The following is a 14,169-nucleotide window of genomic DNA, read 5'->3' as shown; positions in this document are numbered from 1 at the left end:
ATTTTCATTCCTTCCTCTTCTTTACACTCCTAAGTAAACATCATTCCAGCTAAAGTGTAAAAGTCCCATTTTTCCTGCTCAGACATTCCTAAAACGAATCGATAGATCGCCCCAATTTTCCCAGTATTCATGTATAATCAAGGCAAAGAGAGTCGTAAATTTGTCCTATAGAAACTATATCTAAAAGGAATTGATAACAGTCCTTTTCATTCGTATACAGAATTATTAACCAAACTGAGAAAGGAGTGGTTCTTCTATGGATGAGCGAGATTTTGAAGTCTTACTGGCACTAGATCAGACAAGAAATATTACCCATGCAGCCAAACTATTGTATGTTTCTCAATCTTCACTTTCCAAACGAATAAGCGCAATTGAAAATGAACTACAGGTAAAACTGCTCATTCGCTCACGAAAAGGTGTGTACTTTACTTCAGAAGGCGAAGAAGTCTTAACGAGTATTCGCAAAGTTTCTAACGAACTACAGACAATGAGGCAACGGCTTGATTTATCAAAAAATATTGTATCTGGTTATTTGCAAGCGGGAATCTCATTAAATTATTCTTTGTTTAAATTGCCAGAAGTCTTGTCAGAATACCGAAGACAATTTCCCCATGTGAGCATGCATGTCATAACTGACCATAGCCGGAAGTTGTATAACCAATTGCTGGAAGGAACGATTGATATTGCGGTGGTTAGAGGCGATTATCCTTGGAAAGGTGAAAAAATTCTGCTGGATAGAGAAAACATTTGTGCCATCAAGAGTAAGAATAATCATGAAAAATCATTTAGTGAGCTACCTTATATAGGAAGAAAAACCGATCTAGCCTTTGAAAGAGAATTGCTGCAATGGATGCACGAAAATGGCTACTCCGATCAAAACAACGGACTTTATGTCGATAACATCACCACCTGTGTCGAGATGGTTAAGCTGGATGGTGGTTGGGCGATTGTGCCGGAAATTTGCTTGAAAGACTTCGAAGGAGATATTGTCCCGCTTAAATTTGCTGACGGTGAACCCTTTGTTCGCCCGACTTATTTAATGTTTTCAGATATTGTACTGGAATTACCCCAGATAAAAGCGTTCATAGAGTTACTTCGCACCTACTCATCCTAAGTCTCAAGGAGGGAATCATGACCGAATATTCAGTTAGTACCATTTATGTTTCTGACCAAATTGCTCAAGAAGAGGTCAACTACTTGCTTAAGCAAGAAGGCATTCGCAGAGATAAAAATCTTGATTATACCTGCGGAATTTATGATTCAAACACTAAACTCGTCGGCACCGGTAGTTGTTTTCAAAGTACCTTGCGTTGTCTGGCAATCGACAAAGCTTACCAAGGAGAAGGATTGATGAATTTGCTGGTGACTCATCTAATCGATTATCAGCAAGCTAGGGGAAATGCCCACCTGTTTGTCTATACAAAAACTGAATCGGTGCGCTTTTTTACTGACCTAGGTTTTTTTGAAATTGCCAGAGTCGGTGAAACGTTAGTCTTTATGGAGAATCGGCCCAATGGATTCCGTAAATATTTGAACAATTTAGAGCGATGTTCAACTACCTACTCTAATGTTGCAAGTGTAGTAATGAATGCTAATCCATTTACATTGGGGCATCGACATTTGATTGAAGAAGCCAGTCGAAGCAGTGATCTCCTTCACCTGTTTATGGTTAGTGAAAATGCTAGCCTGTTTCCCTTTTCAGTCAGGAAAAAATTGATTCAAGCAGGAACCGCTGATTTCAACAACATTATTTATCACGAAACGGGTCCTTATATGATCAGCACCTCCACCTTTCCTAGCTATTTTTTAAAAGATGACCAAACGGTGATCGAGACGCAGGCATTATTGGATATCGAACTATTCACTAAAATAGCCAAAGAACTGGCAATTACCAGCCGTTTTGTGGGGGAAGAACCCTTCAGTACCGTGACAAATATTTACAATAAGGTAATGAAGGACAGATTGCCGGAATCGGGAATCACCTATCATGAGCTGCCACGTTTTGCCGTTGATGAAGATAGGATCAGTGCTTCCAAGATTAGGGAAATGATCCAATTAGGTGAGTTAAATGCGGTCGAAAAACTGGTTCCCGCCAGCACATTTGCTTTCTTAAACTCCCCTGAAGGAGCAGAAATCATTGCAAAGATAAAAAATAGCGAGAATGTTATACATTATTAGAAGGCCGACTCGATCACTAATTCCCCAAGAAGGACTTTTCGCAAACGTTCTTCTTGAGGTGGTGCGGTTTTACCGGGTGTTTTTTGTATTGCAAAAAAAGCCCCCGAGATGGGAGGCTGTTATTGCTGATCAGTTAAATTTCGTAGCTGCCTTCCAGAACGTTGGACTCTCTTTCATTAGTTTTGAGCGTTCTCAATTGCTGCAGCTAACTTGTCTAGCTTGACTGAAAAAGCATGCTTCGTGATAGGGCTCAACAGTTTAATGGGTAAATGTACCTCAGCACTTTCCGAGAGGTACAGCTCCTGCGAAATTTTTGTACTATCCGCTGTTTCTTTTTCCACCGTGAATACTACTTCGTAAGCCAATCTGCCGCCTGAACTACGATAAATTATTTTCCCATTTTTCTCAATTACAGTGATGTCTTCGCTAGCATTCAATGCCTGACCTATCCTTGTTACATGAAATCCCTCGCCTGTTGGCTCGATCACCTGAATGTCCGTATCCCATTGTAAAATATTTTGGAAATTGAGTAAAAATTCAGTTACCGTTCCTGTTGTTACTTTAATCGTTTTAACGTTGATAAATAGTGGCTTATTGATTTAAACCGCCTCCTTCATTTGATAAACCTAGAATACCGGATTTCAAATTGAAGTAAAAATAAGCATGCTTATATTTTTTTGAAGACCGATTCATGGTACAACTCTTCAAATAGCCTACTTTTAGCAGCTGCACTCTTATTTCCCATAAGATCCTCTGTTTTCTGTGAGATCACTGCAAGCAAATAAAACAAATTCGCCAGCATAAAGTGTGAATCATGCTTCACCACAAATGCTATCCCGGCATCAATCATCAATGCGGCTTCCTCATATTCTTCCAGCTCAAACAATGCCAACCCATTTAGATAAAAAATGATGTTCAAGTTAGGCTCATAGTACACCTCATATATTCCTTGCAAACTTTGCTCAATATATTTTTTGCAGGAGGATTTGCGAAGCTGTTTTGCATTTACCATTGCTAAACTAGCCAATCCAAGCCTAGTTAAGCTGTCCGCTTTGGTAAAACTTGCAGCCTCAGCGATGGAAAGCTTTAAATTCTGTTTGCATTCTTGCAACTCTTTATCAAGATGAAAGCTGCTGCAGCCCAAATAGTAATAATAAGCCTGAAGTTGTCTGCTGCTTTGAATCGAATTTTCAACCTCCGGCTGCCGCAAGAACACCTTCAGTTCTTTATACTGATGATTATTGCAAAGCTGTTCTGCCTGCTTGCTGAAATCTTTTTCTTCACTGATTTCATAGTGATCGTTCAAAATTATTGTATCTATACTGACTTCCAGCTTTTGGCACAATTGAATCAGCAGTTTGCTATTAGGAACATATTTGCCGGATTCAATTGAAGAAAGCATGGGCTGAGAACAAATCCCTTCACACAAGTCCTTTTGCGACAATTTCTTTGCCTTTCGCAACACTTTAATTACTTCACCAAAGCTTTGTTTCTGAGTCATTTATTCATCCCTGCCATTTTCTTTAAAATCGTCCAATTTGTCTCTTAACTTTTAAGCTTGAAGTACGCAACAGCTTCCAGCAAAATCGCCCTTTTTTAGAATTTTTACTAAATACTTTCCGCAAGATCCTTTAAAAATTCTGAATAGATTTGAAATTTAGCCGGCTTTTCTCCAACCTTTTCAATCAGTCCCAGCGCCTCCAACTCATTTTCTGCATTTCTTTGCTTGTACTGAGACCATTCATTTTCTGGGAAATGCTGGCGAATATCTTTGCGGGTCAGTGATTTGTATTCCGTTCCGTACAACCCATGATCCAAATAAAGGTCAAACACTTCATGAGTGAAGGGATTTAAGTTTTTTTCTGTTACTGCTGCTTGCGCTTTACTAGAAATTGCTGATTTTGTTTCCAGCAAGTAGTCGATTTTTTGCTGCGCCTCGTACAAGAGCTCTAGCAAATCTTTAACGAAAAAGGTAGCTTCACCATAATTATCCTGATCTGATGTCGTAACAAAGGCTTTTTCATAAGTTCGTCGATTGGAGACCACACCGCTGGACATCAGCAAGCTAGAGTATTTGTCCAGCTCAAAGCTCAAATACATCGCCAAGAGATACCTTCCTACTCGACCATTTCCGTCATAAAAGGGGTGAATGTATTCGAACATATAATGAGAAACAATCACTTTTATAATAGAAGGAAATCGATCATCTTTGATGTTTAGAAAATCCAACATTGCTTGTAATTGTGCTTCAATCCGCTCTGGTTCTTCACCAATATGCACTGTCGAAAATTGATCACCGATCAGAACCTTTTCTTTTCTGAACAAACTGCCGGGTTCTAACTGGGCAGATTCAGCTACTTCGTTTGCCACCAGTTCATCATAGATTTCACGAATTTCTGCCGGCTTAGTTACTCGTTGGGAATTTGGTTCGCCAACTCGACTGTAAAGCAACGATAAACCTTTGAAGCGGTGGCTTGTATTTTCGTTATTCAAGGATTCCAGCGCTTCTTTTAGTTCTTGCCGGGTGCTTTTTACGCCTTCGTATTCGTTGGTAGCCTGCATTTCTTCGATTAGCAGATATTCAATAAATTCGTTGGCTTGATTTTCAGTTAATTTCGCTTTATGTTCGGCAAGCTTGCGGGATAGTTTTTGGATTTCATTGATTAGCAGCGTAATTTCAGGGAGATTGTTTACCCAGAGTTCGTTTTCAATTGATCTACGCTTGATTCCCTTATCCATAGGCGAAACATAAAATCCTGTTTTCATTGCTAAAGAAGAGCCAAATCTTTTGTTATATTCTAACTCCGGATTTTTACGCATATATTTATACTTCTTAATTTCTTTATAGGTCAACATCCACACCTTCTATCGTTAAATTATATCTATAATTTTAACATTAGAATAGATTCCATGCAATCTCTTCAAATAAGAAAGGCTTGCAAACTCGCTCAGCTTTAGAGCAATAAGACTAAAATTTTGATAAACTACTCCTCAAGTTTCTCAAAATTTTCGCTTACTGCCGACAAAGCTAGTTTGTGAAGCTGGACACCATTAGAATTGGTTTAATCAGCCTTATAATTGTGAATAACTTTTACTTTCTTTAAAGGGTGAAAAAGCCCCTGATCTCTCAGGGGCTTGTCCTTACATGAACCTGCTAATTAGTCGCCGCCAGCGGCAACCTTTGCTCGGTTGTAGATCGCTTCATTGTCTTTCAAATCATCCAACGTAGCAATGTCTTCTCCTTTAGAATGGAAGGCGTCGGTGATTCCTAAGGCTTGGAAGATCGCCTGCTTGTAAGCAATCTCAGCATTCCACTCCACTGTATCTAAAATAGACAAGGCTTTATGAATCGCCATCATTCCAGTATCGCCAGTTGCGTTGATTAACACCCCGTGGCTGTCCAAAAGCAGCATATGAGGAATTGGCAGATTGTTTTCTCGAATATAAGTACTGGTAATTTCCGCTAATTCTTCTGAGCAGTTTGGTGCAAATTTCATCACGGGAACCGGCCCTACTTTTTGCGTAGCTTCGGTTAGGTTCGGCATTGGCAAGCCGCTTGTTGCCCAGAACATGGCATTGGGTGCATGAGCATGCAGCACAGCTTTGATCTTAGGATTGGTTTGATAAACCGCTTGGTGCATATTGATTTCTCGTGTCAAACTGCCTACTCCGCTGATGACTTCCCGAGTTTCAAGGTCAACCACTAAAATCTGTGATGCCGACAGATTGCCTAGGTAAGCCTCAGACATCATCGTTGGCGTCATAATAATATATTCTTTGTTATCTTTTTCTGCTAAAAAGGAGAAATTCCCTCCTGCCACATTGGTCAGCTTGCGTGAGAAAATAAGTTTCACTATACCGGCTAAATCTTCTCTTTCTCTTTCAAAAATCATACGTCCATCAGACATGTTTTCTCCTCCATTACTTTTTAAAAAGTTTTCCAGACGCTAGTACCTCTCTGGCAGCGTCTTTAATGACTTGAGAGTCATTGAGTTTTTTCTTTCTTTTTTCCTCGTATTCCTTGAACATGATGGGACTTCCATATTTGTAAATGATGACAGCGATGCCGATGATCACAATGTTCAAGAAGGAAACTTGCAAAGAAAGATTTAACAAGAATAGCAGAATGATGGCATACAATAGGCCAAACCATTCCAAGCGACTGACTCTTTTCATCATTAAAAACCCCTTTCAGATAAAGGCTATGCCTGTTTTGCTTTTAAATTGGTATCTTTTTCTTTTGTTTCTTCGTAACGCAGACTTGGAACCTTGGCGTTGTTCATGTATTTGTTCAACAGGTAGAACAAACCGATGAAGACAATCACGGCACCAATTGCCAGTGGATTCAGGTTAAAGGCTTCGGCAAAGAAAATTCTAAATTCTGGACCTTCAATCGAAGACCAAGTGATCAGCTGACCACTCTTGAAGCCTTCTACTGCACCTGTTGATTCAGCTAAGCCACTCAAAATTGGTGCTAAATAGGTTGCTGCATAAAGGTAAATCGGCATTGTAATTACACCTAGAACTAACATCCGTGCTAAATTTCCGCCTGTAAGCAATAAGCCGCCTACAGCAATCGAATAGTTGATAATACCAGCCAATGGCAATACTTGGTTTCCTGGTAAAATGATCGCATAACCAATGAAGACTGGTACTAACAAAATTGCTGTCACCCATATTTCGGATCTGCCGGCTAGAATCGGCCAATCTAATCCAATGAATACTTCACGGTCTTTAAATTTACGCTTCATAAATTCAGACATGGCATCGGCTAAAGGAGACAATGATTGCATGAACATCTTGGAAATCATTGGGAATAACGCCATAGCCGTTGCTACTTGAACCGCCAGATTCAGCGAACCTGAAATTCCGTAAGCCGCTGCTAATCCTAGTCCTAAGCCAATAATAAAGCCCATCACCGAATTCTCTGAAAAAATTCCTAACTTAGATTTCAATGCATTGGTATCCGCTTTTTTATTGAAAAAGGGAATTTTATCCATAATCATGCTAAAAGGTAGTAATAACACCGCAGAAGAGGTCATAAAATGCGTCACTGTGACTAAAGGAATCCCAGTCAAATCTTGAATATGCTTTTGGAACATATCCCCCAGCTTCAACTCAAGAATAACTTGCACAATTGCCGTAACAAAGCCGGCAATTAAATTTCCAGAAACATAATAGACTAAATAAGCTGTCAGTGCCTTACCCCAAACATTCCACATATCTACGTTCAAGGTTTTCGTTAGATTAAGAACCAGCATAACGAAATTGACCCCAATCGTCACCGCAAAAAATACAAAGGCATAAGACCATGACCAAGTGATACTTGCCGCACCAGTCCACCCTAAGTCCAAGGCTGGCAAGTTAATGCCTGTGTTAGTTGCCAACGCTTCAGAAGCAGGACTTACTGCGCCAGACATAAAGTTGATGACCATCGACATTCCAGTAAAGGCAATCCCTAGCGTTATCGCCGACATGAAGGCTTTTCTAAATTTCATTCCTGCTAACAAACCTAAAACTAAAATGATTAATGGAACAAAGATTGCTGAGCCTAGGCCTAAAACATAATTAACAATATCCTGAAAAATCGCCATTGTTTTCTTCCTCCTTATCTTAAAAGACTGGTAATCTGGTCGTAGATCTCATCGGCACCCATACCAGTTAAAAAGGGAACTCCTGGGAAAACTTTTACATCTAATTCTTCGGCTTTTGATAATACATCGGCATCTGGCTGAGCAATATAGACATAAATACCGGCAGCAGGCAGTTCATTTTGAATCGATTTGTAATCCACAGCCTCTACTTGACAATTAATTCCATCATCTTCAAACTTTCCAGCAATTTTACTAGCAATCGTTTGACTCGTTGCAACTCCGCTTCCACATGCGACAATTAGTTTTCGTTTCATTCTTGTTTCCTCCTATTTTCTGTTGTTAAATATGATTCATGAAGAGTTCGTACATCTCTTCGTTATCCTGAATTGATACGTACTGATTAACAAACCCTTCATCCATAAATAAGTTCATAAACTGTTGCAATAGACCGACTTGATTCTTGCCATCCTTAATTCCGAGAAAAAATAAATCTTTTGTACGCATTTCTGCGCTATCTCCCATTTGGCGACAAGAAACTTCATGCGTTAAGCGACAAACATATACAAAGCCTTGCTCAACATATTCGGGATCTGAATGCGGTAACGCAATGTTGATATGCTGCGTAATTAGACCTGTTGGAAATTCAGCTTCCCGTTTCATGATGCCGTCAAGATAATGCGCGTTAACCATCCCCTCGTTCTTTAGTTTCTCAGCAACTTTTTCAAATGCTTCATTTTCCGTTGAAGCCTCCACTGATAAATCAATCAGCTTGGGACTAAACATCGATTTATAGTCCATCCTCAACACCTCCTTGATTTTTGCAAACCAAAGTCTATATTTGTTAATCTTTTTTATTTATTGTTCGACTTTGTTCTGCAAGGATCATAATACATGCTTAGAAAGCACTTGTCAACGGTTTCTTTTAACAAACTTTAACATAACCTTTCAACATTTAACTTGAAATAGGTTGATAAAATCTATATAATAAAGCTAACATCGATTTATAACAAACATTAACAATGTCCAACAATTAAAGGAGGAACGGTTCTATGTTAAAAGAAGAACGTCAAAATAAAATCCTTTCATTAATCCAACAACACACCTTTTTGACTATTACAGATGTAGCATCACGACTAAACGTTTCTGAAATGACGATTCGTCGTGACTTTAATGAATTAGCGAAACAAAATAAACTGACAAAACTTTATGGTGGAGCTCAGAAATTAGATGTAGAAAAAAAAGAATTGTCAACCGATGAAAAAATTCAAAGCCATGTCGAGCGTAAAAAATACATCGGTCGGATCATGAATTCAATTATCCAAGACAATTCGATTCTCTTTCTTGGTGCTGGTACGACTGTGTTTCATGCCCTTCCTGAGATTACGAAAAAAGGCTTATTTATTATCACTAATAGTCTTATTTCGTTTAATTATCTAAAGGACAATACAGATTTCAGGATCTTGTTAACCGGCGGTGAATTTATTCCCACGACAGAGGAATTCATTGGCGAGGTGGCTGTGCGCTCCTTCGATAATCTCAACATTGATATCGCCTTTGTAGCTACCAACGGAATATTCGAAAACAATATAACGACTGCCCAGTTTGACGAAGGTGCCGTCCAAAACGCTGCGTTTGCTAAAGCCAAAACTACCTGCGTTGTCGCAGACAGCTCTAAGCTTGATGTAGCAGACGTTTATACTTTCCAGAGACTGGACCAAGTAGACTATCTAATTACTGATGATCAAATCCCCCAAGAAGCATTTGATCGTTACAGCAAGTATGTAACGATACTCAAGGAGGAATATGAGTGATAATAACCATAACAATGAATCCATCAATGGATTTTGCCTATACGATTAAACAGTTTCAATTAGGAAAAATGAATCGTTTCAAAGATCCCGTTCAATCGGTAGGTGGAAAAGGAATTAATGCTGGCAGAACGGCTGCGTTATCCGGATCTACCGTACACTTGACTGGTTTTTTAGCAGGTGACTTTGGGAAGATGGTAAAAAAGGAGTTAGTGAAAGAAAACTTGTGCAGTCTCGACATGCTGGAGACCACGGGGAAAACACGAAAAGCCATCACCATTATGCACGATGATAATACCCATACGGAAATTGTTGAAAGCGGACCAGAAATATCCAGCGAGGAAATCCGCACGTTGCTTGGCCGAATCGGTAAAAAGTGCGCGGAGGAAACGGTGGATTTGATTTGTATTTCAGGATCAATCAATTCTGAAAATGAACATATTTATTTGGATATGCTCACCTATATTCGAGAAAATATCTCTCAAACAATTCCGGTATTTATGGATGTTTCCGAACAGCAATTAGCTTCTTTACTGAAGAGTGAAACCTACAAGCCAACCTTTATTAAACCGAATCATCATGAATTGAGCCAAATTTTAGACAAAGAAATTGCCACCAAAGAACAAGCACTCAAGGAATTGAACAGCCCCTTATTTGATGGGATCGATTATATCATGGTTTCTTGCGGCAAAGATGGCGCCATTTGCAAAGTAAATAACGACTTTTACGACGTGGCGATCCCTTCTATTCCAGTCATTAATACCACTGGTTCAGGAGATGCCAGTGTTGGCGGCTTCGTTCATGCGGTAGTGAACCAGTATTCAATTGAAGAAACCTTGAAATATTCCATGGCTTGTGGCATGTCTAATGCCCAGCATGGTGAAGTGGGCACGATTAATTTGGATCGCGTGAAAGAATTTTGCTCCAAAATCCAAGTCAATAAGTTAACATTCTCCAAAGCTTAGATTAGGAAATAAACGATGCAAACCTATATTATCACCTGGAGCAAACAAAAAGAGAGTTGCACTGAGATTCCTCTAAGTTAGATTGAACATCTAACTTGGGATTTCATCAGTACAACTCTCTTTTGCTTGAATCAAGAATTTTCGGCTGTGGCGAAACAGCAATGATAGAAAGCACTTTCGTTGTTATCTTAGCTGACCTATCATATTCACCGTAAAATCCCTTCAAGTAATTAAAGGCTAAATCAGTATTTTTTTGCTAGTGTGTATCCTTAGATCCTCTAAGGATAATTCTTCGACAACAACTGCACCAACTTCTGATCTTAGTCGCTCCATTTCACTTTCTGCTGGCTCATTCATAGTGAGGATTATTGTCTAGAGTTACTGTTTGTCTAAAAACATATAAGAAGGAGTATGAGACGAACTTTATTAGATTGCTGATGCGCTTCTTAGAGCTTATCCTGACCATATTTTTGATTTAGAACTATTAAATACTGTTTTATATGAATTCAAAAATAAGGTGGTTTTGGATGCCTACGTAGTTGTCTGAAAAAGCAAACTTTCAATTTGGAAGTTTCAAGCCGTATGTTTTATTCTTTATCTCGAAGTTCACGCAATATTTCTACAACAAAATATTGGATTATTCATATTTAGCTACTTGTTCCTCCAACGTCTCACTTCGATTTTTCGGATCACGATAAAACTTCGTGAAGAACGGCCAACCGAATAACAACAAGTTTATCACCGTCATAGCTGCAATAACTGGAACAACAGCAATTTCCCCTGACTCTGTAGCGGATGAAGGATAGATGGATGCAAGAGTGTTATTCAAATAATGCAAAATGATTGGACACCAAATATTTTGAGTCTTCATATAAAAATAAGCAAAAAAAATCCCGCTGATTGTCGCACTTATAATCTGAAGCATCACGCTGAGTAAAGCGTCATCTAGCGTATTATAATAAAACATATTTAATGGCAGGTGCCAAATCCCCCACATAAATCCTATTATGAAAGTCGCCTTAAGTGCCCCAAACTTTTTCTGCACTAACGGCTGTAAATAATAGCGCCAACCGTACTCCTCGCCAAAAAATAAGACAAAACTAAGCCAAAAATTCAGCACCATAAAAACCAATTGGAACATCGTCTCAAGGGTAAACAGTTCCTTGGTCAAAACGACTAATTGGTTATCTATAAAGTAGATAATCGTCCTAATAAGACAAAGCAAACTGAACAAAAGGCTTATCGGTAAGATATTACTCCAGGATCTTCCTAGCAGGCCATAAGCTTTCAATTTCAGCTCATCTTCAATCACTACTAGTGAGAGTAAGACAATTGAGCCAATCACAATGAGTATATTAAAGAGAGTATTCAGCTCTTTATTCAGAACAAACACGCTCATCACCGCACAGAATATGCCAATAACAGTCATTGCAAGATATATAGTGAAAAAACGCCATGGAATCAACGCTTTATTTTTATTTCCAGTAACTACTGCCAGAATTACGCCTGCGGCTGGACACAACATCTGTACTGTCGGAAAAAGGGTTAAGTCTTTTCCGGTAAAATAGCCATAGGCCATAAAAATGCACATGATATACGGGATTCCATAAGTAATGCCTAGAAATAGTTTAAACGATTGGTCAAGCTGTCTAATAAGTTTCATCTTAGCCCTGCCCTTTCAATTGCAAAAAAACTCTACTTAAGTTTGCCAGATAACTAAATACTGAACTAGACGTACTAAATCTATAGTGACTGGGTATATTAAGAATTTAAAAAAGAGAATTAGGATAAGTGAGCTATGTCAACATCAATAAAGATACATACTTCATCTCTTGATTATTCAAGTAATTCAGCGCTAATATCTGACCGGAAACTCCTTCAAGAATATCCAAATTGAGTTTCTTAAAACTAATATCTTTCATCTTTTTTTCGAGATTAAGAATAATCTCATTCGTCAAATAATATTGATACGGCATTTTATCTTCTGATTTTAGGGCAAGTGATTCAATAACAGTAATCAAACCAGAATATCCATGACATAAAATATAATCGTCCAACATATACGTGTCAAGATCAACATTAATTAACTCATATAATATATCGTAATATTTTTTTACTAGTTCACCATTACTTACATTTATTGCAGAGTCGATTAGGCCCTTAGCTATACTGGCGCTCCCATAACACCAACTCTCTCTTTCTCTACTTTTTTCGATAGCCCTAAAACCTATCATTTCAAACTCTGATTGATAAACTGTAATTGGCCAGCCATAAGTGTTTGTATATAGATTGTTGTAAAATTCAAACAATTTATCAATGCTAATATCTAAATTTGGAGCAATGAATCCTTTTTTCTTGAATTTAGTCAATGCAATTAGAATTGAAATTATTCCATGCGCTCTTCCTAAATCTGCATAACTGTCAGAAGGATTTCCTGCTGGCGTTTCCTTTACAAAATAACGAGGTATATTATTATCTTCTGCAACTGTATTTTCTGTAATGTAAACCAAAAACTCTCCAATCTTATTCAATTTAATTATATCATGCTTTGCATCCCATGTTGAATCTAGTAAGTAATACAAAACTCCTGACAACCCAAAAATGAGATCAAAATCTCCTGTTCTGACATTATCGTGACCTAATCTATTCTGTGAAAACTCATATGTTCTTTTAAGTAACAAAGAATTAATGGTTTTACTATAAGAATTCAGGATTCCAAACCTCTTTGAGAAAATTGAAACTACTAACTGAGTCAAAGGGATCTTCACTAGCATTTTTGTCGGTATTCAGGAGAGACCTGCGAAAAGAAAAATTTAGAATATAGATCACTGAGGCATGGTTTTCTTTTGAAATAAATAACAAGAATATCAATATCAGTAAGAAACTCATCAGATATTAAGAGTGAATGCTTATTCTCTAGAAATAGTTTTCTTTTCCAATCATTCATTCCTTTATATTAAAAAAGTTATAAATGGATGGACTAAGCACTTCCTCATATTTAGGGTTCTTTCATCAGTTTAGATAGATAAGGCGATATATCAATGGAAATATGAGAGCTGTCAAATGAGAAATAAAGAGAGTTGCACTGAGATTCCTCTAAGTTAGATTGAACATCTAACTTGGGATTTCATCAGTACAACTCTCTTTCACTTGAGTAATTGAACGATTTTTATTTAACCATCTCGCTGTTTTCGGCTAAGTAGCCATCTTCTAGTAATTTTTCAAAATTAAGCAAATGCTGACTATTGTCTTCGATTTTGTAAGTTAGATACTGCAACGTTTCGTTAATATCCTTAACTTTGTTCTCTAACACTTCTCGTTGTTTGATCAAAAGCACCTTGCGAGCATCTATCGTTTCTTCCCGGCCTTGCAGGAATAAAGAAACATACTCGACAATCGCTTCAACTGAGACGCCAGCATTGCGCATGACCTTGGCAAAGTACACCCAGTTTAGATCGTTCTCAGAAAAAACACGGTAGCCCTTTCCATCCCGCGTAATCGGCGGAATTAAACCGGCTTTCTCATAGTAGCGAATGGTGTCGGTAGCGATCCCAAATTTTTTACTTACCGTTGCAATATTCATGGCATGTTCTCCTTACTTTACTCGTTAGCTTTTTTTGCTTA

15 protein-coding genes are annotated in these 14,169 nt (G+C 38.2%); 4 read left to right on the top strand and 11 right to left on the bottom strand.

The features are described 5' to 3' along the window. Positions 1-256 precede the first annotated feature (256 nt). Both IGI42_RS22095 and citC read left to right on the top strand, forming a co-directional pair. Entirely contained in the window at positions 257-1,114 is an 858-nt protein-coding gene (locus IGI42_RS22095) for a LysR family transcriptional regulator (protein ID WP_438718222.1), read from the top strand. A 17-nt stretch (positions 1,115-1,131) separates the two neighbouring features. Next, positions 1,132-2,178, top strand: a complete 1,047-nt coding sequence (gene citC / locus IGI42_RS22090; protein ID WP_438718221.1) for a [citrate (pro-3S)-lyase] ligase — start codon at positions 1,132-1,134, stop codon at positions 2,176-2,178. A gap of 176 nt (positions 2,179-2,354) precedes the next feature. On the opposite strand, the gene IGI42_RS22085 is transcribed toward citC, so the two are convergent. The 8 genes from IGI42_RS22085 to IGI42_RS22050 form a co-directional block, all read right to left on the bottom strand. Next, a complete protein-coding gene (locus IGI42_RS22085) occupies positions 2,355-2,666 on the bottom strand; it encodes a hypothetical protein (RefSeq protein WP_438718220.1) in 312 nt (103 codons plus the stop codon). Between the two features lie 179 nt (positions 2,667-2,845). Next, positions 2,846-3,679, bottom strand: a complete 834-nt coding sequence (locus IGI42_RS22080) for a helix-turn-helix domain-containing protein (RefSeq protein ID WP_438718219.1) — start codon at positions 3,677-3,679, stop codon at positions 2,846-2,848. Positions 3,680-3,786: 107 nt separating this feature from the next. Then, entirely contained in the window at positions 3,787-5,034 is a 1,248-nt protein-coding gene (locus IGI42_RS22075) for a Fic family protein (RefSeq protein WP_438718218.1), read from the bottom strand. A gap of 302 nt (positions 5,035-5,336) precedes the next feature. Then, positions 5,337-6,086, bottom strand: a complete 750-nt coding sequence (locus IGI42_RS22070; protein ID WP_438718217.1) for a class II aldolase/adducin family protein — start codon at positions 6,084-6,086, stop codon at positions 5,337-5,339. A gap of 13 nt (positions 6,087-6,099) precedes the next feature. Next, positions 6,100-6,357, bottom strand: a complete 258-nt coding sequence (locus IGI42_RS22065; RefSeq protein ID WP_438718216.1) for a hypothetical protein — start codon at positions 6,355-6,357, stop codon at positions 6,100-6,102. Positions 6,358-6,380: 23 nt separating this feature from the next. Continuing rightward, positions 6,381-7,772: a PTS galactitol transporter subunit IIC gene (locus IGI42_RS22060; RefSeq protein WP_438718215.1), complete on the bottom strand. Its 1,392-nt coding sequence runs from the start codon at positions 7,770-7,772 to the stop codon at positions 6,381-6,383. Positions 7,773-7,786: 14 nt separating this feature from the next. After that, positions 7,787-8,086 carry a PTS sugar transporter subunit IIB gene (locus IGI42_RS22055; protein WP_438718213.1) on the bottom strand — a complete coding sequence of 100 codons (300 nt, stop codon included), beginning with the start codon at positions 8,084-8,086 and terminating at the stop codon, positions 7,787-7,789. Between the two features lie 25 nt (positions 8,087-8,111). Then, entirely contained in the window at positions 8,112-8,570 is a 459-nt protein-coding gene (locus tag IGI42_RS22050) for a PTS sugar transporter subunit IIA (RefSeq protein WP_438718212.1), read from the bottom strand. Between the two features lie 251 nt (positions 8,571-8,821). Here IGI42_RS22050 and IGI42_RS22045 point away from each other — a divergent pair, with 251 nt between their 5' ends. Together IGI42_RS22045 and IGI42_RS22040 are read left to right on the top strand one after the other, a co-directional pair. Beyond that, entirely contained in the window at positions 8,822-9,583 is a 762-nt protein-coding gene (locus IGI42_RS22045; protein WP_438718211.1) for a DeoR/GlpR family DNA-binding transcription regulator, read from the top strand. Then, positions 9,580-10,545, top strand: a complete 966-nt coding sequence (locus tag IGI42_RS22040) for a 1-phosphofructokinase family hexose kinase (protein WP_438718210.1) — start codon at positions 9,580-9,582, stop codon at positions 10,543-10,545. Before IGI42_RS22045 ends, IGI42_RS22040 begins: the two co-directional genes overlap by 4 nt. A 637-nt stretch (positions 10,546-11,182) precedes the next feature. Here the strand turns inward: IGI42_RS22040 and IGI42_RS22035 are convergent. From IGI42_RS22035 to IGI42_RS22025, 3 genes are all read right to left on the bottom strand, one after another. After that, positions 11,183-12,208, bottom strand: a complete 1,026-nt coding sequence (locus tag IGI42_RS22035) for a lysostaphin resistance A-like protein (RefSeq protein ID WP_438718209.1) — start codon at positions 12,206-12,208, stop codon at positions 11,183-11,185. A 133-nt stretch (positions 12,209-12,341) separates the two neighbouring features. Beyond that, positions 12,342-13,301: a lanthionine synthetase LanC family protein gene (locus tag IGI42_RS22030; protein ID WP_438718208.1), complete on the bottom strand. Its 960-nt coding sequence runs from the start codon at positions 13,299-13,301 to the stop codon at positions 12,342-12,344. A 413-nt stretch (positions 13,302-13,714) separates the two neighbouring features. Beyond that, a complete protein-coding gene (locus tag IGI42_RS22025) occupies positions 13,715-14,128 on the bottom strand; it encodes a MerR family transcriptional regulator (RefSeq protein WP_438718207.1) in 414 nt (137 codons plus the stop codon). Between the last annotated feature and the right edge of the window lie 41 nt (positions 14,129-14,169).

The organism is Enterococcus sp. AZ109 (assembly GCF_051714625.1).
In the GTDB taxonomy this organism is placed as follows: domain Bacteria; phylum Bacillota; class Bacilli; order Lactobacillales; family Enterococcaceae; genus Enterococcus_A.
The sequence above is the reverse complement of the archived record's forward strand: the minus strand, read 5'-3'. Positions and strand labels throughout refer to the sequence as shown.